Here is a 20,119-nt window from a genome sequence, read left to right on the forward strand (position 1 = left end):
ATAAACCGACTGAAATAGAAAGCCGTGCTCCACCAAAAGCTGCACCTTTTTCCATTGAAGAGTGTCAACTGCGGCAGGTGCTGAGAATTTGCGACTGAGCCTCACCATTTCGCCTGTGCACTGCGGGCAAAGCCTTGGTGCCTCACTAATGGGCTTTTTAAAAGACTTCTTACAATGAAAGCAGACATGCGGGTACAGGCGCCCTTGAATGTCCTTTTCCTTTGGGAAAGCGCTGTGATGCTTGAATGCCGCCATGCCTGCCGTTTAACGTTGGCGCTGCCCGGCACGCAGCATGCGCCGCGAAGCGGCATTCTGACGCTGCTTGTCCGCGACGAGCACCCTGTTAGATTGAATTTCTTTTCCTGAGCTTGTGAAGTGCATGGCCAGTGAATCCTTGATGTATGAAACCGAATAGTGCCATGAGAGGTATCCAAGCGGCAAAGTATTGGGGCAAAGCCAGTAGCAGCATCAGGCAAGCCAACAGGCCCGCTCCAAACGTTAAGTCGCGCCAAGCAAACCATCGCGCAAATGCTTCAATGCCTTCAGGCGGGCGCGCAATCCATTGATGTGTAAGTTCAACGCGGCCTTTGACTCCCATCTGATAGGCGCGCCAGAGAAGAAATGACGCCATACCAACAGGCAGGACCAGAAATACTAAAACCGTGAGCGCGTACATTTGAAAATCTAACGTAATGTATGCCGCAAAACCTGCGATATAACCTGGCGCTTGCAATCTAATCTGGACATCTAAAACTCCTGTAAGCCGCTTGCATGCTGGGTTTCAAGCCCACACACAGTAAATTTATACAGTTATAAAAATTCCGTGAAACCCCGCAAATTTTCCGTCCAGTTTCACCCAGCTTTTTGCATTGAGCAAGTTGACGACATGATCCAAACGATGAAAGCGCTCTGAGCAAGCCGTCCTTAAAACCGCCGGCTCCGCAGTCCCATTGTTTCCTGCATCTTCAACCCTTTTAAGGCTGCACGCCGCGTGATGCTCAGGCCCTGACCTCTTTTGCAGTGATTTGATACTTGAAATCATCCGGTGCGTAGGAGTCAAAACGGCCGGCCGCATTTTCAGCCACGGGGTACATGAAGAAGCCGAGCTTCTCGCCGCTGGCCTTGGGCAGCGTGACATCATGCGCAGTGTTGTAGGCCATCCAGTTGCCTTCCCAGCCGCCAAACAGCGCCTTGTTCACAGGAGCCACCACCGGGTTGGCGGTGGTCTTGATCCATTCGGCCGTTTCCAGGCGCATGACCTTGGCCACGTCGGCAGGGTCCATCGCCACCCAGCCGTAGCCCTTGAGGTAGACCTCCGAGCGGCAATGCTGCGCGCCCTTCAGGCTGGTCGGATTGCCCGAGAGCTCCTTATAGCCAAAGGCTGAAGGCACCAGGCGAATGCCGTACACGTCACGTGCCGGCAGGCCCACCGAGCGGCACAGGCCCACGAACAGCGCATTCAGGTCGGCGCACTTGCCGCCCAGGTTGCCGGTTTCCAGCATGGTCTTGATGTCGCCTTCGCCGCAACCGCGTACCTTGGGTTCGCGGTAGGTGTTGGCCACGATCCAGTCGTAGAGTTTTTGCGCCTTTTCGACATCGGTTTTGGCACCCTGGGTGGCGGCCAGCGCTGTCTTGCGCACAATGCCGTCGGTCGGGATGAGGACTGTGGGACGCGTGAAGTAACGCAGCGTGTCGGCGCTTTCGGCTGGGGCGGTTTTCTGTGACCAGTCCATGGCACGGCCTTGCGTCTGCACGCGGCTGGTCAGCTCCACATAGGGCTTTGTTTCAGTGGCCGCAAACTCCACATACAGCATCTTCGCGCCGTCCTGACCGTCCCGCATGAGCTTGGCGGTGCCGTTGCTCGAAAAGCCGTTTTCCAGCGAGTGCTGGTAGTCGCTGTTGACCGAGGGGATCGGCAGCCACACCTTGGTCACGCCTTGGGGTTTGGCGATGTCCACACGCGTGGTCACGTCGAAAGTTCGCCAGGCGCCGCTTTGGGGTGCAAAGTTGCTGCGGCTGGGCGCGGCGGCGGGCGTCTGGGCAAAGTTGATGGTTGGCAATGCAGCAGCCACGGCGGCGGCGGCGGTGTTCTTGAGGAAAGTGCGGCGTACGGTCGACATGAAAGGTATCTCCGGGTGGGTGTGAGTGCGACGTGCACCGGGGCAGGTAAAGATGCTCCGGGATGTCTGACAGCCCACACAGCCCGCAAAGGCAGCGCAAGGGCTGGCCCTGGATTATCGCCGGTGCCGTGCCGAGACAGATTCAGGGCTTGAGCAAGCCGGCAATCAGTTTTTCGGCGGCCGGGCTGGTCCAGTCGACCTCGCCTGTCACGCGCTGGCGCGGCCGGCCGCTGCGGTCAATCATCAAGGTTGTCGGAAAAACCTTCACACCCCAGCCCCGGGCAACTTTGCCATCCAGGTCCAGCAGCACCGGCAGTGTTACCCCGGTGGTCTTGGCGAACTGCAGCGCACGCGCCGCCGGCTCCTTGAAATTGATGGCCAACACCAGCAGTTTGTCGTCGCCGTAGAGGTCGGCAATCTGCTGCAGCGTCGGCATTTCCGCGCGGCAGGGCTCGCACCAGCTGGCCCAGAAATTCAACAGCACGGCACGGCCGCGCAAATCAGCCGGGCGCCAGGTCTTTCCGGTTGTGTCCACCAGCGAGAACGCTGCCAATGGACCGGCCCAGGGAGCCACTTCATAAGCCGGGCCGGTCAGCCCCTGCGACATTGCGGGAAGCACGGCCGCCCCTGAGCCGGCGACGACTGTCTGCAGCAGGAAATGGCGGCGGGAAATAAACGGGGTCGGCATGGGCCCTGGTGTTGGTACGCAGGTTGAGGGGTAGATGGGATGGACGACTTCTATCGCGGCAAGAACATGCACTGCCTGCATTTTAGGGACCGTATAGCATCCGCTGCATGCGCCAGCCGGCGCCTTCACACAAATCACAGGAACTTCATGAACATCCATATCCGGAATGCCCAAACCGGCGACGCCGCAGTGATTCACGCCTTCATCGTTGAACTGGCCATCTATGAAAAAGCTGAGCACGAGGTCATCGCGGGCGTCGCAGACATAGAGCGCAGCCTGTTTGAGGCCGAGGCGCCTGCCCGCGCCCTCATCTGCGAGATAGACGGCCAGCCAGTGGGCTTTGCGGTGTACTTCCTCAGCTACTCCACCTGGCTGGGACGCAAAGGCATGTACCTGGAGGATTTGTACGTATCGCCCCAACACCGGGGTAGCGGCGCCGGCAAGCGGCTGTTGCGCCACCTGGCCCGGCTGGCCCTTGACGGCGGCTGCGGGCGGCTCGAATGGAGCGTGCTGGACTGGAACGAGCCGGCCATCCAGTTTTACCAGTCGCTGGGCGCCAGGCCGCAAGCTGAATGGGTGCGCTACCGCATGGCCGGTGACACCTTGCAGCACTTCGCTCTGGGGGACACAAGCCAGGTTCAGCCAACGCCCTGAGCCGGTCGTGCAATATCGGTGCAGACCCGGCTTTTTGTAAGAAATGGCAGCATTCAGCGACCAAGTGACACAGGAAGTACAGATAGCGGCGATTGACCGCGCTCAGCCCAGCGGGCGATCCAAAAAAGAACCCTATATAGGACAGCATTTGGCCGGCGCCGCTTGCGCCCAAAGCGGTTCAGTCCTACAAAGGCGTTTCGCTATCTGCTTTTAAATCTGTCGATATCACTTAACTGGCTGACCCAACGTGAACCTGCCCCTCAAATTTCCCGGCCTGGCTGAGGCCCTGCCAACGGCATCGCCGCAGTTCATTAACCTCTACAACGAGTCGCAATCGGGCCAGACCCAAAATGTGGCGCAGGAGCTGGAAGAGGGTTTGCTTGAACCCACGGCCACCATCGGCCCCAAATTCTTTTACAACGAGTTAGGCTCGAAACTTTTCGAGGCGATCACGGGCCTGGATGAGTACTATCCAACCCGCACCGAGGCCGCCATATTTGCGGCCTCCTACCCGCAGATTGCCGCCACGCTGAGCGCGAACGGAATCCACAACGCCTGCCTGATCGACCTGGGCGCCGGCAATTGCGCCAAAGCTGCAGCGCTCATTCCGCATCTTCAGCCGCGGCAATATGTGCCGGTCGACATCTCGGTGGAATTTTTGCGCGATGCCGCCGCGCAGGTGCAAAACAGCTTCCCCGCGCTCGACATCGTCGGCCTGGGCATGGATTTTTCGTCCGGCCTGGTATTGCCACGCGAAGTGCAAAGCCAGGAACGGGTGTTTTTCTACCCCGGCTCCAGCCTGGGCAACTTTCATCCGGCGCAGGCCCTGCGGTTCTTGCAGCACATCGCCGACCCGGCGCAAGGCAAGGCGCGCGGCCTGCTGCTGGGCATTGACCTGGTGAAGGACACCGCACGGCTGGAAGCGGCTTATGACGACGCGCTGGGCGTGACCGCTGCCTTCAACAAAAACCTGCTGCTCAACGTCAACGAGCTCCTGCAGGCGGATTTTGATGTTCGCCAGTGGCACCATGTGGCGCTCTTCAATGCCGCGGAGTCGCGCATCGAAATGCACCTGGAAGCCTTGTCGGACCTTACGGTGCGCTGGCCTGGGCATGCGCGGCGCTTTGGCGCCGGCGAGCGCATCCACACCGAATGCTCTTACAAGTACACCTTGGAAAGCATGACGGCGCTGCTGCGGCAGGCCGGATTCGGGCAGGTTCGCTACTGGACCGACCCGCAAAGCTGGTTTGCGGTGTTCTGGGCCGCTATTGAGTGAAAAAGCAATGAAAAAAGGCCAATTTCTTGAACGAAATTGGCCTCCAGCCCTTTACTACCTTGCGCGAGCAGCTATCAAATTAATAGCGCTTTGACGGACCGCCTCAGGCGCGCTCGGTCACCCAGGCCTGCACCGACTTCAGTGCATCACCGAGCTTGGACGCATCGGTGCCGCCGGCCATGGCCATGTCGGCCTTGCCTCCGCCCTTGCCGCCCACCTGCTGGGCCACAAAGTTCACCAGTTCACCGGCCTTGACCTTGCCCACGCTGTCGGCGGTCACGCCCGCGGCGATCTGCACCTTGTCGCCATCGACGGCGGCCAGCACGATGACGGCGGTCTTGAGCTTGTCTTTCAGCTTGTCCATGGTGTCGCGCAGCGTCTTGGCATCGGCGCCTTCCAGCTTCGCGGCCAGCACCTTAAGGCCCTTGACGTCGACAGCCTGCGTGACCAGCTCGTCGCCTTGTGACGAAGCCAGTTTGCCTTTGAGCGCGGCGATTTCTTTCTCCAGCGATTTGACCTGGTCCAGCACCTGGCTGATGCGGCCCTGCAACTCGGACGGGCTGGCCTTGAGCGAGCCGGCCGCGGCTTCTACCGTGGATTCGAGCGTCTGCAAGTAGGCCAGCGCGTTTTCGCCGGTGACGGCTTCCACACGTCGCACGCCCGCCGCCACACCGCTCTCGGCCACGATCTTGAACAGGCCGATATCACCGGTGCGTTTGACGTGAACACCACCACAGAGCTCCTTGCTGGAGCCAATCGTCAGCACGCGCACGGTCTCACCGTACTTTTCACCGAAGAGCATCATCGCGCCGGACTTCTGGGCATCTTCCATGGCCATCACGCTGGCATCGGTGGCCACGTTGGACAAAATTTCGGCATTGACGCGCGCCTCGATCTCGCGGATCTGCGCGTCAGTAACAGGCGCGTTATGCGCAAAGTCAAAACGCGTGCGCTCGGCATTCACGAGTGAACCCTTTTGCTGCACGTGATCACCCAGCACTTCACGCAGGGCCTTGTGCATCAGGTGGGTGGCGCTGTGGTTGCGCACGGTTGCGGCGCGCAGCGCGGTGTTGACCTGCGCGGTCACGGTGTCGCCGACTTTCAGCGTACCCTCTTCCTGCGTGCCATGGTGGCCGAACACATCGGCCTTGATCTTGAGCGTATCGTCCACCGTGAAGGTGGAGCCGGCAGCCGTGAGCCGGCCCTGGTCACCGACCTGGCCGCCGCTTTCGGCGTAGAACGGTGTCGTGCTCAGCACCACCACGCCGCTTTGGCCTGCATTGAGTGCCTGCACGGCCACACCGTCGGCATACAGCGCGACGACTTTGGCGGGCTCTTCGAGCAATTCGTAGCCGGTGAAAGCGTGGCCTTCGCCGGAATATTCCAGCGCACGGTCCATCTTGAACTTGCCGGCGGCGCGTGCCTGGTTCTTCTGCTTGTCCATGGCCGCCTTGAAGCCGGCTTCATCAACTTCCACACCGCGTTCGCGGCACACGTCGGCCGACAAGTCCAGCGGGAAGCCGTAGGTGTCGTGCAGCTTGAAGGCCACGTCACCCGGCAGCACCTTGGCACCACCAGCCAAAGCGGTGTCCAGAATCGTCATGCCGATTTCCAGCGTTTCGAAGAAGCGTTCTTCTTCAGCTTTCAGCACGGACGTGATGCGGGCTTCGTCGGTCTTGAGCTTGGGATAGGCATCGCCCATCAGGCGAGCCAGATCAGCCACCAGCTTGTGGAAGAACGGTGTCTTCTTGCCCAGCTTGTAGCCGTGGCGGATCGCGCGGCGGATGATGCGGCGCTGCACATAACCGCGGCCTTCATTGGACGGGTTGACGCCGTCACTCACCAGGAACGCTGTGGCGCGGATGTGGTCGGCAATGACAAACAGGCTCTTGTTGCCCAGGTCTTTTTCGCCGGTCTCGCGCGATGCCGCCTTGATCAGCTCGGCAAAGATGTCGATTTCATAGTTGCTGTGCACATGCTGCAGGATGGCGGCCAGGCGCTCCAGGCCCATGCCGGTATCCACGCAGGGCGCGGGCAGTTTGGTGACGCTGCCGTCGGCGGCCATGTCGAACTGCATGAACACGTTATTCCAGATTTCGATGAAGCGGTCGCCGTCTTCATCGGGGCTGCCGGGCGGGCCGCCGGGGATGTGGTCGCCGTGGTCGTAGAAGATTTCGCTGCACGGGCCGCAGGGGCCGGTGTCGGCCATCATCCAGAAGTTGTCGGATTTGTAGCGGCCACCCTTGTTGTCGCCGATGCGAATGACGCGCTCTGGCGGCAGGCCAATCTCTTTGGTCCAGATGTCGTAGGCCTCGTCGTCTTCTTCATACACCGTGGCCAGCAGGCGCTCGGGCGGCAGCTTGTAGACCTCGGTCAACAATTCCCAGGCCCACTTGAGCGACTCGCGCTTGAAGTAGTCGCCGAAGCTCCAGTTGCCCAGCATCTCGAAAAAGGTGTGGTGGCGCGCGGTGTAGCCCACGTTCTCCAGGTCGTTGTGCTTGCCGCCGGCGCGCAGACATGCCTGTACCGAGGCTGCACGCACATAAGGCCGCTTGTCGGTGCCCAGGAACACATCCTTGAACTGCACCATGCCCGAGTTTGTGAACATCAGCGTCGGGTCATTGCCCGGCACCAGCGAGCTGGACGACACCACGGTGTGGCCCTTGGACGCAAAGAAATCAAGAAATGTCTTGCGAATGTCCGAGACGGTGAATACAGGCGTTGAAGCTGACGTGGGGGCTGTCGTGGAGGTGGGATGGCTCATGGTCTGCAATAGTGGTTTTGGCAAGGCGGCGCCCTCGGGCTCACCCGCTTGGGCTAAGCCTTTGATTATAGGTTTGAGGGGGATGCCCCCGCTTTATTGGGCTGTCTGCCGGCCCAGATCAATGCGGTGGGACAAAAAGCGCCATATGCGCTCATCGTCGCTGAAAGCCACGTTAAAACGGAGCCAACCCGTCGGATGGGGCTCCAGCAGAAACAATTGTCCCGGGCCCAGCATGATGCCCTCGGGCGTAGCCTCTTTGGACAGGACGGCCCCATCGGGAAGGTCCGGGTGCCGGGCCCAGAGGTACATGCCGGCCCCTGGCTCATGGAAAAGCTCAAACCCCAGTCCGGTCAGGTTCTTTTCGGTCTTGCGGTGCGCTGCAGCCAGCTTCTCCCGAAGCGACTTGAGGTGCTTGCGCCAGCGGCCGTCGGTGACCACCCCGAAAGTCAGCCGTTCGGCGATATCGGACGAGGTAAGGCCCGAAATCATCTTGAGCTGGGCCAGGTCCTCGATCAGCTCGCCTCGCGCCAGCAGGTAGCCCACGCGCAAATTGGGGGAAATTGTTTTGGAATAGCTGCCGATGTAGACCACGCGCTGCAGCTGGTCCAGGCTGGCCAGCGTGGACCGCGAGACCGGGTCCATGTCGGCGTAAATATCGTTTTCCACCAGCGTGAAGTCGTGCGTCTCGGCCAGTTGCAGCAAGCGGTGCAGATGGGCCGCGGACGCAATCGAACACGTCGGGCTTTGCAAACGGGGTTGGGTGAAGAAGGCCTTGGGCTTGTGCTCGGCCAGCAGCGCCTCCAGCGCGGCCAGGTCGTACCCGGTAGGGGTGCGCGGCACCCCCACAAGGTTGGCGCCCAGAAAGCGCAGCATGAACATCAGGTTGGGATAACCGGGGCTATCGACCAGCACGGTGTCGCCCGGTTTGACCAGTTGCCGGGCCACCAGGTCCAGCGCCTGGCTGGAGCCTTGCGTCAGCAGCACCTGGTCGACCTCGACCGATATCTGGTTTTCGGCCAGCGCCTCCGCAATGACCATGCGCAGGGCCATATGTCCATAAGGCAGGCCGTAACCCTCAAGAGAGGAACCGTCCACCGACAGGTGCCGCATGCTGCGGCGGAGTGCGTCCCCGAACAGGAAATCGTGCGGCAACCAGCCACAACCGGGCTTCATCGGCAGGTTGCGGTTTTCAAAAATCTGCTTGAGGTACCAGCGGGCGTCAAATTTAGGTTGCGGGGGCTGCGCGTACGGCACACCCGATGCACCATCATCGCCCCTGCGCTTGACGAAAAACCCGGCATTGGCCCGGGAAACGAGCCACCCCTGGGCCACAAGGCGGTCGTACGCCTCTACCACCGTGAAGACGCTGACGCCGTGCATGGCGGCAAAACCGCGGATGGACGGCAGCTTGACGCCCGGTTTCAGCGCTTGCCCGGCAATCATCCCGCGCAGGCCGTCAACGATCTGGCTCACCAGGGGGGTCTGCAGTTCCGGGCGAAGTGTGAGCATCAAAAAACCAAAAAGGGCAGATTGTGCATCGCAATGCCCATGCACCGGGTTGGGGAATCCATGTACAGGATTCTAGACCCGCACAGTGTGTCGAAAACAGCGCGGCGGTGTACATGGACGGCCCTTGCCCCGACTTCTAAAGTCCGCTCATCTCCTTCCTCAATCCAGAATTCCAGAAATCACCTTCACCATGCAGCCAAACCAGACTTCCAGCAACGCCGCCCTGATGGCCCGCCGCCAAGCCGCCGTGACACGCGGCGTAGGCCAAGCCCACGAAATTTTCGTTAGCCGGGCAAAAAACGCCGAACTATGGGACGTTGAAGGCCGCCGCTATATCGACTTCGCCGGCGGCATCGCCGTGCTCAACACCGGCCACCTGCATACCGAAGTCATTGCCGCCGTCAAGGCCCAGCTCGACCTCTACACGCACACCTGCTTTCAGGTCGTCGCTTATGAGCCTTACGTTGAACTGGCCGAGAAGCTCAATGCACTGGCACCCGGAAATTTCGCCAAAAAGACCCTGCTGCTGACCACAGGCGCCGAAGCGGTCGAGAACGCGGTCAAGGTGGCGCGGTCTTACACCAAGCGCCCCGGCATCATTGCCTTTACCGGCGGCTACCACGGCCGGACCAACATGACACTGGGCATGACCGGCAAGGTGGCGCCCTACAAGCTGGGGTTCGGCCCCTTTCCCGGCGAAGTGTTCCATGCCGAATACCCCAACGCGCTGCACGGCGTGAGCATCGACCAGGCGTTGCACTCGGTTGAACAGATTCTCAAAAACGACGTCGAACCCGAGCGCGTGGCAGCCTTCATCATCGAACCGGTGCAGGGTGAGGGGGGTTTCTACATCGCTCCGCCGGAGTTCATCAGCCGCCTGAAGGCGCTTGCCGACCGGCACGGCATTTTGCTGATCGCAGACGAAGTCCAGACCGGCGCCGGGCGCACAGGCACCTGGTATGCCAGTGAACAGTGGCCCGTGGCGCCCGACCTGATCGCCATCGCCAAGTCCATGGCGGGTGGCTTTCCCATATCAGGCCTGGTCGGCCGCGCCGAGGTCATGGATGCACCCGGCCCGGGCGGCCTGGGCGGCACCTACGCCGGCAGCCCCATCGGTTGTGCGGCAGCGCTGGCCGTGCTCAAGGCCTTTGAGAAAGAAAAACTCCTGGCGCGCAGCAAAACGCTGGGCGCCCATCTGGTCAAAGGCCTGCACGCCATTGCGAAAAAAGAAACCTCTATCGGCGACGTGCGGGGCCTTGGCGCCATGGTGGCCATAGAGCTTTTTGAAAACGGCAACCCAGCCCGTCCCGATGCGGCGCTGACCAAACGCGTGGTGGCCGAAGCCGCCCGGCGCGGATTGATATTGCTCTCATGCGGCACCTACGGTAACGTGATCAGGATTCTGGTTCCCCTCACGGCGTCAGACGCCTTGCTGGACGAGGGCCTGCAAATCCTGGCCGACAGCCTCGCCGCATCGCGCTGATCTCCGTGGACAGCTCAGGAAAAACGATGACTGATAACGATGTCCTTGTGCGCTTCTCAGGCGTGCAGAAAACCTATGACGGCGAACAGCTTGTCGTGCAGCAACTCGACCTCGACATTCATCGCGGGGAATTCCTGAGCCTGCTCGGCCCCTCCGGCTCGGGGAAAACCACCACGCTGATGATGCTGGCCGGCTTTGAGTCGCCGACCGCCGGGGAAATTTTCCTCAACGGCTCGCAAATCACCGGCACACCGCCGCACAAACGCAACTTCGGCATGGTGTTCCAGAACTATGCGCTGTTTCCGCATCTCACGGTGGGCCAGAACGTGGCCTATCCGCTCACGGTGCGCAAGGTGTCAAAAAGCGACCAGGCCAGCCGCGTACAGCGTGCGCTCGATATGGTTCGCCTGTCGGGCATGTCGGACCGCCTGCCCGGGCAGCTGTCGGGTGGCCAGCAGCAGCGCGTTGCCCTGGCACGGGCCCTGGTGTTCGAGCCCCAGCTGGTGTTGATGGACGAACCGCTGGGCGCACTCGACAAGCAGCTGCGCGAGCACATGCAGATCGAGCTGAAGGAGTTGCACAAGCAGCTAGGCGTCACGTTTGTCTATGTCACGCACGACCAGGGGGAAGCCTTGACGATGAGCGACCGAGTAGCTGTTTTCAACGACGGCGCGATCCAGCAGCTGGCGCCTGTAGAGGCGCTGTATGAAACGCCCTCCAACCGTTTTGTTGCCGGTTTCGTCGGAGACAGCACGGTACTCAAAGGCAAGGGAAATGCCACAGGCATCGAATTGCCGGATGGCCGCGTTCTGGGCGGCACCAACGTGAATCAGGCGGCTGATGGCGCGCAGGTCGAAGCCTATATCCGGCCGGAGCGCATTGTGCTGCACCGCCAGGTACCGGCTTCATCTGCCGGCGTGCTACCGGCCCGCGTGGCTCGCATCATCTATTTCGGCGACCACCTGCGGCTGTTGTGCGACATCGGCGCCGGCCAGCCGGAAGCGACAGTCAAGCTGCCGCTCACCCTGTTGAACGGCCAGCCGCCGCCGCAACCGGGCGAAGCGGTGCACCTCGAATTTCCGCCCGAATTTACGCGGATTTATGCGGTGTAACCGCTTTCTCTTTTCACCATTTTCAACGTTCCCTTCTGCCTTTATCAACCACCGAGGAAATAGCACCATGAAGAAAAACATCATTGCCCTTGCCATGGCTTCGTGCCTGGCCGTACCCGCGTTCGCGCAGCAGCAGATCACTGTCGTCAACTTCGGCGGCGCCAATGCCAATGCGCAGAAAAAGGCCTACTACGAGCCCTTCGAAAAAGCAGGTACCAAAGTTGTTGCCGTGGAATACAACGGCGAGCAGGCCAAGATCAAAGCCATGGTCGAGACGAAAAAAGTCACCTGGGATGTGGTCGAGGTCGAAGCGCCCGATGTGCAGCGCGGTTGCGATGAAGGATTGTTTGAAAAAATCGACTTCAGCAAGATCGGCCCCAAGGCAGACTTCTTGCCCGCAGCGGTCAAGGAATGCGGTGTAGGCGTTTTTGTGTGGTCCACCGTGATGGCCTGGAACGCTGATAAGGTTAAAACCGCCCCCACGAGCTGGGCCGACTTCTGGGACGTCAAGAAAATCCCGGGCAAGCGCGGCATGCGCAAGGGCGCCCGCTACAACCTCGAGTTCGCATTGATGGCCGATGGCGTCAAGCCGGCCGACGTCTACAAGGTCCTGGCCACCAAAGACGGGGCCGACCGCGCATTTCGCAAGCTCACAGAACTCAAGCCCAACATCCAGTGGTGGGAAGCCGGCGCCCAGCCCGCCCAGTTCCTCGTGGCCGGTGACGTCGCCCTCAGCACCGTTTACAACGGCCGCATCGACGCCGCCAACCGTGAAGGCCGCAACCTGAAGATCTACTGGCCCGGCGGCATCTACGACCTGGACTATTGGGTCATTCCCAAAGGCGCACCCAACAAGGACGCATCGATGAAATTCATCGCCTTTGCCAGCCAGCCCGCCACCCAGGCCGTCTATGCCCAGAACATTGCCTACGGCCCCGTCAACAACCAGGCTTTGGCCAAGCTCGACAAGAAGGTGCTGGACGATCTGCCAACGTCGCCGGCCAATGCCAAAGAAGCCATCCAGATGAATGTTGGTTTCTGGGCCGACCAGGGCGAGGCGCTTGAAAAACGCTTTGCCGCCTGGGCCACGCAATAAGCCGACGGAGCAAGCACCCCATGAGCAGCATCACCAGCCAGGGCGCCCTTGAGGGCAATGACGCCGTCACATTGCGTCAGGCGCTGTCGCGCGCAGACGCTCGTCGAAAATGGCGCGCCTTTGCACTCACAGTGCCCTTGCTGGTGTTTTTGCTGCTGACCTTGCTGGTGCCGATTGCGGCCCTGTTGCAACGCGCCGTTGAAAATCCGGAGGTGGCGAGGGCGCTGCCCCGGACGGCGCAAAGCCTCAAGGACTGGAACGCCCAGACACCCCCCAGCCCTGCAAGTTACGCAGCACTGGTGGAAGACCTGGGCCATCTTTCTGACAGTTCGGATGCCGGCGCACTGGCACGTCGCCTCAACTCCGAAGTGCCGGGTGCGCGCTCCCTTGTCATGGGGACCTATCGCGCGCTGCCTGTCACGGGCTCGCCTGAAGAAATACAGGCCAGGCTGCTCCAGCTCGACCCACGCTGGGCAGAGCCCCTCTTCTGGCAAGCGATTGCCAAAAACAGTTCCCGCTGGACGCCCGACTATCTGCTGGCATCGGTGGACTTGCGACGCGACAGCAAGGGCGAGGTGGAACGCATGCCGCCGGACCAGCGCGCTTTCGGCGCCATTTTGCTGCGCACCTTTCAGATCAGTTTTCTGGTCACCGTTTTTTGCCTGGCGCTGGGCTACCCCTTGGCCTGGTGGCTGGCCTCGTTGCCGGCGCGCAAGGCCAACCTGCTGATGATCCTGGTGCTGGTGCCTTTCTGGACATCGATTCTGGTGCGCGTGGCGGCCTGGATCGTCCTGCTGCAATCAGAAGGCCTGGTCAACCGGGGGCTGATGGGTATCGGCCTCATAGACAGCCCCCTGCCGCTGCTGTTCAACCGCGCAGGCGTGGTGATTGCCATGGTGCACATCCTGCTGCCCTTCATGATCCTGCCGCTTTACAGCGTGATGAAGAATGTGCCGGCAACCTACGTGCGGGCCGCTGTGTCGCTGGGCAGCGCACCCCTGTCTGCCTTCTTTCGGGTGTATGTGCCGCAGACCTATCCCGGCATCAGCGCAGGCGCGTTGCTGGTGTTCATCCTGTCGATCGGCTATTACGTCACCCCCGCCCTGCTCGGCGGTGCGGATGACCAGATGCTGAGCTACTACATCGCCCGCTACACCAACGTCGAAGTCAATTGGGGCATGGCCTGTGCGCTGGGTGCGGTGTTGCTGACGGCCACCATGGTTCTTTACAGCGTTTACCGGCGCATCGGCAAGGCCGAACTCAGCATCGGTTGACATCCCATTTTCTTTTACAGACGCAGACGCCAATTCATCATGCTCAAAATCAAAGGGCCCGCCTTTCCCCGCTATGCCACCCTGGCAGACAAGGCCGGCTGGTGGCTGGTGCGCGCCGCCTGCGTTGCCATTCTGGCTTTTTTGCTGGCGCCCATCCTGGTCATGGTGCCGCTGTCTTTCTCCGACAGCTCCTTTCTGAGTTACCCCATCCCGGGCTGGTCGCTGAAGTGGTATCGCAACCTGCTGGATTCGCCTGAATGGGCCAGGGCTGCCAAAAACAGTTTCATCGTGGCCCCCGCTGCAACACTGATCGCCACCGCGCTGGGTACTTTGGCAGCTGTCGGCCTGTCCAGAACCAACTTCCGGTTCAAGAGCCTTCTCATGGGCATCCTCATCGCGCCTATGGTTGTCCCCATCGTCGTTGTCGGCGTGGCCACCTACCTGTATTTCGCCCCGCTGGGCCTTGCCGACAGCTACTTCGGGCTGATCGTGGTGCATGCCGCGCTGGGTGCGCCTTTTGTGCTGACCACCGTGCTCGCAACGCTCGCAGGCTTTAACCACAACCTGGTGCGCGCGTCGCTCAGCCTTGGCGAGACCCCGTTGCGGACGTTTTTCAGAATCACCCTGCCCGTCATCGCTCCGGGTGTCATCTCGGGCGCGCTGTTTGCATTTGCCACCTCGTTTGATGAGGTGGTGGTCACGCTGTTTCTGGCAGGCGCGGACCAGGCCACGCTGCCGAGGCAGATGTTCACCGGCATCCGGGAAAACATCTCGCCGACCATCGCGGCAGTGGCCACCTTGCTCATCCTTTTCACCACCACCCTTTTACTGCTGCTCGAGTGGCTGCGCGGCCGCAGGGCCTGACAAGCCCAAGCGGGCTCTACAAACTTACACCCCTGCCCTCAAGCACCCGGAGCGCTGCCTCAATGAAAACACCCCACACACAGACACTCGTGATGACACTCGGTCTGGCGCTCTCCGTACAAGCCCAGACGCCTGTTCAAGCGCCGATGCAGGGATTGACCGTCGCCAACTTCGGCGGAGCCAACGGCAAAGCCCAGGATGTGGCTTTCATCCAGCCTTTCAAGGCAGCCTACAAAACCGAGGCACGAGGGGTCGAGTACTCAGGAGAGCTCTCGGCCGTCCGGACCATGGTGACCGAACGCAAGAGCGAATGGGACGTGGTTGAAGTGGAGTCCGCGGACCTGAAGGCGGGATGTGATGCCGGCCTGTTCGAGCGCATTGACCGCGCCAGCATTCCTCATGCCGGCATGCTGCTGCCGGGTACCGTGCAGGATTGCGGCGTCGGCGCTTTTGTCTGGTCCACCGTGATGACCTACGACCCAGGCCGGTTCAAGGAGACACCGCGCAGTTGGCAGGATTTCTGGAATGTGCAGCGCTTTCCCGGCAAGCGGGGCTTGCGCAAGGGTGCGCGCTACAACATGGAAATCGCTCTGATGGCCGACGGGGTGCATCGCCGCGACGTGTACACCACACTGGCTACCGAGGCGGGCGTCAAGCGTGCTCTCACCAAGCTTGAGCAGCTCAAGCCCCATATCGTCTGGTGGGAATCGGGCTCCCAGCCGCCCCAGCGCCTGGCCTCCGGCGAAACCACACTCTCAACCGCCTTCAATGGCCGCATCGCCGCGGCCAACCGCGAGCGGCTCACCCCGCTGGCCATCTCATGGCAGGACGCCGTGTATGAACTGGACTATTGGGTCATCATCAAGGGCTCGCCGAGGCGGGAGCTGGCGCGCGCCTTCGTCAGTTTCGCCACCTCGGAAGAAGCGCAGCTGGCCTTTTCGCGCGAAATACCCTATGGCCCCACCCACTTCAACGCCATCCTGCGCTACGACACCGGTCGCAGCCGCCCCGCCGCCAGCGCACCGGTCACGGACCTGTCCATGGCGAATAGCGACTTGCCATCGGCGCCCGGCAACATGCGCCGGTCGCTCGCCTTTGACCCCACTTTCTGGACACGCGGTAGCGGGGCCGAGCTGGAAAAACAGTTCGCCCAGCGCATGAAATAGCCTGCCGGCCGGCAAGAGCCGCCGAGCCACACGGGCTGACCGGTCCCCACACATGCATTTCCCTCCTTTCATCCGGAAACCCGAAAACTGTCAGAATAAAAGCAGTTCCGGGCTTTCCATCACGCCCCCCGTTTTTAGGACACCAGCACATGGACATGAAAACTTCTCCCATCTCCCTTCTCAAAGACCCCAGCATTTTCAAGACCGACGCCCTGATCAATGGCCAGTGGGTCGCCGGTTCATCCCGCTTTGATGTCAATGACCCGGCCACCGGCCTGAAGCTGGCCGATGTGGCCAACCTGGGCGCCCAGGATGCCGAAGCCGCCATTGCCGCGGCCAACGCGGCCTGGCCCGCATGGCGCAGCAAGACCGGCAAGGAGCGCCACGCCATCCTGCTCAAGTGGTACCAGCTGCTGATGGCCAACCAGGAAGACCTGGGCCGCATCATGACGGCCGAGCAGGGCAAGCCCTTTGCCGAGGCCAAGGGCGAAATCGCCTACGGCGCGAGTTTTGTCGAATGGTTTGCCGAGGAAGCCAAGCGCGTCAACGGCGAGACCCTGCCCCAGTTCGACAACAACCGCCGCCTGATGGTCATCAAGCAGCCGATCGGCGTGTGCGCAGCCATCACGCCCTGGAACTTCCCGCTCGCCATGATCACCCGCAAAGTCGCCCCGGCTCTCGCCGCCGGCTGCCCCGTGGTCATCAAGCCGGCCGAGCTCACACCGCTGACGGCCCTGGCCGCCGCCGAACTGGCCATTCGCGCCGGCATCCCGGCCGGCGTGCTCAACGTGCTGACAGCCGACAGCGCCAATAGCATTGCCGTGGGCAAGGTGTTCTGCGCCAGCGACGTGGTGCGCCACATCAGCTTCACCGGCTCCACCGAAGTCGGCCGCATCCTGATGGCCCAGAGCGCGCCTTCAATCAAGAAGCTGGCACTGGAGCTGGGCGGCAATGCCCCCTTCATTGTGTTTGACGACGCCGACGTGGACTCGGCCGTGGAAGGCGCCATGGCCAGCAAATACCGAAACGCCGGCCAGACCTGCGTTTGCGCCAACCGCATTTATGTGCAGGACGGCGTGTACGACCAGTTTGTCGAAAAATTCGCCTCCAAGGTCAAGCAGCTGAAAGTCGGCAACGGCTTTGAGGACGGCGTGGTGCAAGGCCCGCTGATTGAGGACGCCGCTGTCGACAAGGTGCAGCGCCATGTGGATGACGCAATGGCCAAAGGCGGTAAGCTGCTCGCGGGCGGCCACAAGATCAAGGGCCAGTTTTTTGAGCCAACCGTGATCTCTGAAGCCACCGCCGACATGCTCTGCGCCCGCGAAGAAACCTTCGGCCCTTTCGCGCCGGTGTTCCGCTTCCAGAAAGAGCAGGAGGCGATTGATGCCGCCAACAACACCGAATTTGGCCTGGCCAGCTATTTTTACAGCCGCGACATCGGCCGCATTTACCGCGTGGCAGAGGCACTCGAATACGGCATGGTCGGCATCAATGCCGGCGTGATCGCGACCGAACACGTGCCCTTCGGCGGCGTGAAGCAGTCGGGCCTGGGTCGCGAGGGCTCCCGCCACGGCATGGAAGAGTACCTCGAGATGAAGTACCTGTGCCTCGGGGACATCCAGCGCTGAGCTGAACCGCCACACATCCGCAACCGCCCTTACCACTGAAGAATCCATGCGCCTGCTGCTTGTGGAAGACGAAGCCGAGATGGCCTCGTGGCTGGTGCGCGCATTCAAGCAAAGCGGCTTTGTGCCCGACCATGCGTCGGACGCCGGCACCGCCGAGTCGCTGTTGGCCGGCAATGACTACGACGCGATCGTGCTCGACCTGCGGCTGCCCGACAAACACGGGCTGAACCTGCTGGCCGACATTCGCAAGGCAGGCAACCGCACGCCCGTGCTGGTGCTGACCGCGCAGGGCTCGCTTCAAGACCGGGTCAAAGGCCTGAACGTCGGCGCTGACGACTTCCTGACCAAACCCTTTGCGATTGAAGAGCTCGAGGCCCGCATCGCCGCGCTGGTTCGGCGCAGCCGGGGACGCTCGCACGCGCCGCTGCAGTGCGGTTCGCTCTCATGCGCCCACGACAGCCGCGCCTTCACATTGGCCGGCACGCTGCTGCAGCTCACGCCGCGCGAAGGCGCCGCGTTGTCGGTGCTGCTGGCGCGCAGCGGCTCGCCGGTAGAAAAGTCGCAACTCTCGGCCAAGGTGTTTCCGGCCGACAGCAATGCAGGCCCTGACGCCATTGAGCTGGTGCTGCACCGGCTGCGCCGCAAGCTCGACGGCGGCGACGTGCGCATCGTCACCGTGCGCGGCCTGGGCTACATGCTGGAGGCCATCGCGCATGACATCGCGCATGAAGATACTGCGGGCTGACCCGGACCGCTTCGGCATACGCGCACGCCTGTTGACGCTGCTGCTCCCGGCCATCCTGGGCTTGCTGGCCCTGGACAGCTGGAACGACTACCGCGCACTACGCAGCCAGGTGCAGGACGCTTACGACCAGGCCATGCTCGAATCCGTCCATGTGCTGCGCGGCAGTCTGTCGGTGGGTCCGGACGGCTTGCTGCACCTGAACGCGCCATTGGCGGTACAGGCGGTGGTCGATGCCGCCGGCCCGCTGCAAAAGTACCTGCATATCGGATTGACGCCGCAAGGGGCGGGTTCTGCAAGTGAGGTGACCTTGCTAGGCGCAACCGACCTGCCTGCACCGCCGCAGCAGGCCCCCTCGCCCTCTTCCATCGCCTCCCCCGTGGTCTGGTACGACAGCGACTACCGGGACCATGCAGTGCGTGTGGTGGCGCTTCAAAGCAAAGTGCTTGACGAGCGTGGCCAGGCCTTTGACCTGCTGATCCAGGTGGCCGAAAGCACCGAACCACGCGACCGGGCGCAGGCGGCCACGCTGCGGCAGGAGTTGATACGCGACACCCGCATGGTGCTGGTGATGATCCTGCTGGTCTGGCTGGGTGTGACCTGGTCCCTGCGGCCGCTGGAGCGCCTGCGCAAAACCGTGTTGGAAAACAAAGGCCGCGACCTCAAGCCGCTGGACACCACCAACGTGCCGCATGAAGTGGCGCCGCTGGTCGACGCCGTCAACCAGCACCTGGCCAGCTACCGCGATTTGCTTGAGCAGCAATCGCAGTTCCTGGCCGACGCATCGCACCAGCTACGCACACCGCTGGCTATCATGCTCACGCAGGCCGGCGTCGCGCTGCGCGAAAAAGACCCTGAACTGCTTCACACGACCTTGCGCGCCATGGTCGTGCAGATCTCGCGCAGCCGGCGTCTGTGCGAGCAACTTCTGTCGCTGGCCCATGCGAGCGACGGTGCGCCATCCGAAGACGCGCCTGCCGTCGTGGACCTCAACAGCATCGCGCGGGACGTGGTGCTGCAGCACCTGGCGCTGGCCCATGAGAAAAACCAGGACCTGGGCCTGGACGCGGCTGAAGATGCACTGGTGCCCGACGCGCTGCACAAAAACCCTGCAGTCCCGGTACTGGCTCGCGGCGCCGAACTGCACGAGGCGCTGTCCAACCTGGTGCACAACGCCATTGTCTACACCCCGCCGGGTGGGCACATCACCGTGAAGGTGAGCGCCGGCGATGGCGCGGCGCTCGCCGAGGTGCGCGACGACGGCCCGGGCATAGCCAAAGCGCGGCACGCAGAAGTGTTTGAACGCTTTCATTCGGCCGGCCCGACGGAAAAAGGCGCGCGCGGCGCAGGGCTCGGTATGGCCATCGCACGCGCCTATGCCAGGCGCAACGGTGGCGACATCGAGCTGGCCGATGCTGGCTCCGGCTCAGGCTTGCGCGCCATCCTGCGGCTGCCGCTGGCGTCCGATCCCCAGGGTTGAACGCACACGGCTGAGCCGTAGCCGGCAGCGCCGCAGGCGCCACCGGCCCTGTTAGTGATAACACGTATTTTGAGTTCGGCTGCGTAAAACGAAAGCCGATTGGAAGCCTCGCTTCCTAACATCCGCTCCATCCCAAACGCCCCCAGTCGACTGCAACTTGTGCACCGGCCAAAGGCAGGGCCACCACCAAGGAGACACGGATGACTCACCCCCCGTTTGTGACAACGCCCGCAGCGGCGCAGCCATGGAGCAAACCCCTATGA

Annotated in this window: 16 protein-coding genes and 1 pseudogene; 11 read left to right on the forward strand and 6 right to left on the reverse strand. The window is 61.9% G+C overall.

The window, feature by feature from the left end; translation table 11 throughout:
* From AC1DWQ_RS00005 to AC1DWQ_RS00020, 4 genes and pseudogenes are all read right to left on the reverse strand, one after another.
* Positions 1 to 255 (reverse strand): annotated as a pseudogene (locus AC1DWQ_RS00005) (hypothetical protein); the annotation flags it as partial.
* 88 nt (positions 256 to 343) lie between these two features.
* Positions 344 to 676: a hypothetical protein gene (locus AC1DWQ_RS00010; protein WP_477667807.1), complete on the reverse strand. Its 333-nt coding sequence runs from the start codon at positions 674 to 676 to the stop codon at positions 344 to 346.
* A 322-nt stretch (positions 677 to 998) separates the two neighbouring features.
* Complete coding sequence (locus AC1DWQ_RS00015) at positions 999 to 2,120, reverse strand: transglutaminase-like domain-containing protein (RefSeq protein WP_477667808.1); 1,122 nt, start codon at positions 2,118 to 2,120, stop codon at positions 999 to 1,001.
* A gap of 142 nt (positions 2,121 to 2,262) precedes the next feature.
* Positions 2,263 to 2,808: a TlpA disulfide reductase family protein gene (locus AC1DWQ_RS00020; protein ID WP_477667809.1), complete on the reverse strand. Its 546-nt coding sequence runs from the start codon at positions 2,806 to 2,808 to the stop codon at positions 2,263 to 2,265.
* A 147-nt stretch (positions 2,809 to 2,955) separates the two neighbouring features.
* Between AC1DWQ_RS00020 and AC1DWQ_RS00025 the strand changes: the two genes are divergently transcribed.
* Together AC1DWQ_RS00025 and egtD are read left to right on the forward strand one after the other, a co-directional pair.
* The gene (locus AC1DWQ_RS00025; protein ID WP_477667810.1) at positions 2,956 to 3,462 is read left to right on the forward strand and encodes an N-acetyltransferase family protein; all 507 of its coding nucleotides are present in this window, start codon (positions 2,956 to 2,958) and stop codon (positions 3,460 to 3,462) included.
* Positions 3,463 to 3,709: 247 nt separating this feature from the next.
* Positions 3,710 to 4,738, forward strand: a complete 1,029-nt coding sequence (gene egtD, locus AC1DWQ_RS00030) for an L-histidine N(alpha)-methyltransferase (protein WP_477667811.1) — start codon at positions 3,710 to 3,712, stop codon at positions 4,736 to 4,738.
* 103 nt (positions 4,739 to 4,841) lie between these two features.
* On the opposite strand, the gene alaS is transcribed toward egtD, so the two are convergent.
* Together alaS and AC1DWQ_RS00040 are read right to left on the reverse strand one after the other, a co-directional pair.
* On the reverse strand, positions 4,842 to 7,502 hold the full coding sequence (gene alaS / locus AC1DWQ_RS00035; RefSeq protein WP_477667812.1) for an alanine--tRNA ligase: 2,661 nt from the start codon (positions 7,500 to 7,502) through the stop codon (positions 4,842 to 4,844).
* Positions 7,503 to 7,595: 93 nt separating this feature from the next.
* On the reverse strand, positions 7,596 to 9,011 hold the full coding sequence (locus AC1DWQ_RS00040) for an aminotransferase-like domain-containing protein (RefSeq protein WP_477667813.1): 1,416 nt from the start codon (positions 9,009 to 9,011) through the stop codon (positions 7,596 to 7,598).
* 190 nt (positions 9,012 to 9,201) lie between these two features.
* Between AC1DWQ_RS00040 and gabT the strand changes: the two genes are divergently transcribed.
* The 9 genes from gabT to AC1DWQ_RS00085 all read left to right on the forward strand — a co-directional run bounded on the left by gabT (position 9,202) and on the right by AC1DWQ_RS00085 (position 19,856).
* A complete protein-coding gene (gabT, locus tag AC1DWQ_RS00045; RefSeq protein ID WP_477667814.1) occupies positions 9,202 to 10,494 on the forward strand; it encodes a 4-aminobutyrate--2-oxoglutarate transaminase in 1,293 nt (430 codons plus the stop codon).
* A gap of 26 nt (positions 10,495 to 10,520) precedes the next feature.
* Positions 10,521 to 11,606 carry an ABC transporter ATP-binding protein gene (locus AC1DWQ_RS00050; RefSeq protein WP_477667815.1) on the forward strand — a complete coding sequence of 362 codons (1,086 nt, stop codon included), beginning with the start codon at positions 10,521 to 10,523 and terminating at the stop codon, positions 11,604 to 11,606.
* A 67-nt stretch (positions 11,607 to 11,673) separates the two neighbouring features.
* Positions 11,674 to 12,702: an ABC transporter substrate-binding protein gene (locus tag AC1DWQ_RS00055; RefSeq protein WP_477667816.1), complete on the forward strand. Its 1,029-nt coding sequence runs from the start codon at positions 11,674 to 11,676 to the stop codon at positions 12,700 to 12,702.
* Positions 12,703 to 12,722: 20 nt separating this feature from the next.
* A complete protein-coding gene (locus AC1DWQ_RS00060) occupies positions 12,723 to 13,976 on the forward strand; it encodes an ABC transporter permease (RefSeq protein WP_477667817.1) in 1,254 nt (417 codons plus the stop codon).
* A 39-nt stretch (positions 13,977 to 14,015) separates the two neighbouring features.
* On the forward strand, positions 14,016 to 14,840 hold the full coding sequence (locus AC1DWQ_RS00065; protein ID WP_477667818.1) for an ABC transporter permease: 825 nt from the start codon (positions 14,016 to 14,018) through the stop codon (positions 14,838 to 14,840).
* A 62-nt stretch (positions 14,841 to 14,902) separates the two neighbouring features.
* On the forward strand, positions 14,903 to 16,006 hold the full coding sequence (locus AC1DWQ_RS00070) for an ABC transporter substrate-binding protein (RefSeq protein WP_477667819.1): 1,104 nt from the start codon (positions 14,903 to 14,905) through the stop codon (positions 16,004 to 16,006).
* A gap of 149 nt (positions 16,007 to 16,155) precedes the next feature.
* Complete coding sequence (locus AC1DWQ_RS00075) at positions 16,156 to 17,634, forward strand: NAD-dependent succinate-semialdehyde dehydrogenase (RefSeq protein ID WP_477667820.1); 1,479 nt, start codon at positions 16,156 to 16,158, stop codon at positions 17,632 to 17,634.
* A 46-nt stretch (positions 17,635 to 17,680) separates the two neighbouring features.
* Positions 17,681 to 18,379, forward strand: a complete 699-nt coding sequence (locus AC1DWQ_RS00080) for a response regulator (RefSeq protein ID WP_477667821.1) — start codon at positions 17,681 to 17,683, stop codon at positions 18,377 to 18,379.
* The gene (locus AC1DWQ_RS00085) at positions 18,348 to 19,856 is read left to right on the forward strand and encodes a sensor histidine kinase (protein WP_477667822.1); all 1,509 of its coding nucleotides are present in this window, start codon (positions 18,348 to 18,350) and stop codon (positions 19,854 to 19,856) included. The genes AC1DWQ_RS00080 and AC1DWQ_RS00085 overlap by 32 nt, the downstream gene beginning before the upstream one ends.
* Positions 19,857 to 20,119: the final 263 nt, after the last annotated feature.

This window comes from Polaromonas sp. P2_G11 (assembly GCF_056403595.1).

What these genes read in the sequence shown, in the direction of transcription:
- AC1DWQ_RS00010 (WP_477667807.1), bottom strand. Translation starts at nt 676, where the DNA reads ATGTACGCGCTCACGGTTTTAGTATTTCTGGTCCTGCCTGTTGGTATG.
- AC1DWQ_RS00015 (WP_477667808.1), bottom strand. Translation starts at nt 2,120, where the DNA reads ATGTCGACCGTACGCCGCACTTTCCTCAAGAACACCGCCGCCGCCGCC.
- AC1DWQ_RS00020 (WP_477667809.1), bottom strand. Translation starts at nt 2,808, where the DNA reads ATGCCGACCCCGTTTATTTCCCGCCGCCATTTCCTGCTGCAGACAGTC.
- AC1DWQ_RS00025 (WP_477667810.1), top strand. Translation starts at nt 2,956, where the DNA reads ATGAACATCCATATCCGGAATGCCCAAACCGGCGACGCCGCAGTGATT.
- alaS (WP_477667812.1), bottom strand. Translation starts at nt 7,502, where the DNA reads ATGAGCCATCCCACCTCCACGACAGCCCCCACGTCAGCTTCAACGCCT.
- AC1DWQ_RS00040 (WP_477667813.1), bottom strand. Translation starts at nt 9,011, where the DNA reads ATGCTCACACTTCGCCCGGAACTGCAGACCCCCCTGGTGAGCCAGATC.
- gabT (WP_477667814.1), top strand. Translation starts at nt 9,202, where the DNA reads ATGCAGCCAAACCAGACTTCCAGCAACGCCGCCCTGATGGCCCGCCGC.
- AC1DWQ_RS00050 (WP_477667815.1), top strand. Translation starts at nt 10,521, where the DNA reads ATGACTGATAACGATGTCCTTGTGCGCTTCTCAGGCGTGCAGAAAACC.
- AC1DWQ_RS00055 (WP_477667816.1), top strand. Translation starts at nt 11,674, where the DNA reads ATGAAGAAAAACATCATTGCCCTTGCCATGGCTTCGTGCCTGGCCGTA.
- AC1DWQ_RS00060 (WP_477667817.1), top strand. Translation starts at nt 12,723, where the DNA reads ATGAGCAGCATCACCAGCCAGGGCGCCCTTGAGGGCAATGACGCCGTC.
- AC1DWQ_RS00065 (WP_477667818.1), top strand. Translation starts at nt 14,016, where the DNA reads ATGCTCAAAATCAAAGGGCCCGCCTTTCCCCGCTATGCCACCCTGGCA.
- AC1DWQ_RS00070 (WP_477667819.1), top strand. Translation starts at nt 14,903, where the DNA reads ATGAAAACACCCCACACACAGACACTCGTGATGACACTCGGTCTGGCG.
- AC1DWQ_RS00075 (WP_477667820.1), top strand. Translation starts at nt 16,156, where the DNA reads ATGGACATGAAAACTTCTCCCATCTCCCTTCTCAAAGACCCCAGCATT.
- AC1DWQ_RS00080 (WP_477667821.1), top strand. Translation starts at nt 17,681, where the DNA reads ATGCGCCTGCTGCTTGTGGAAGACGAAGCCGAGATGGCCTCGTGGCTG.
- AC1DWQ_RS00085 (WP_477667822.1), top strand. Translation starts at nt 18,348, where the DNA reads ATGACATCGCGCATGAAGATACTGCGGGCTGACCCGGACCGCTTCGGC.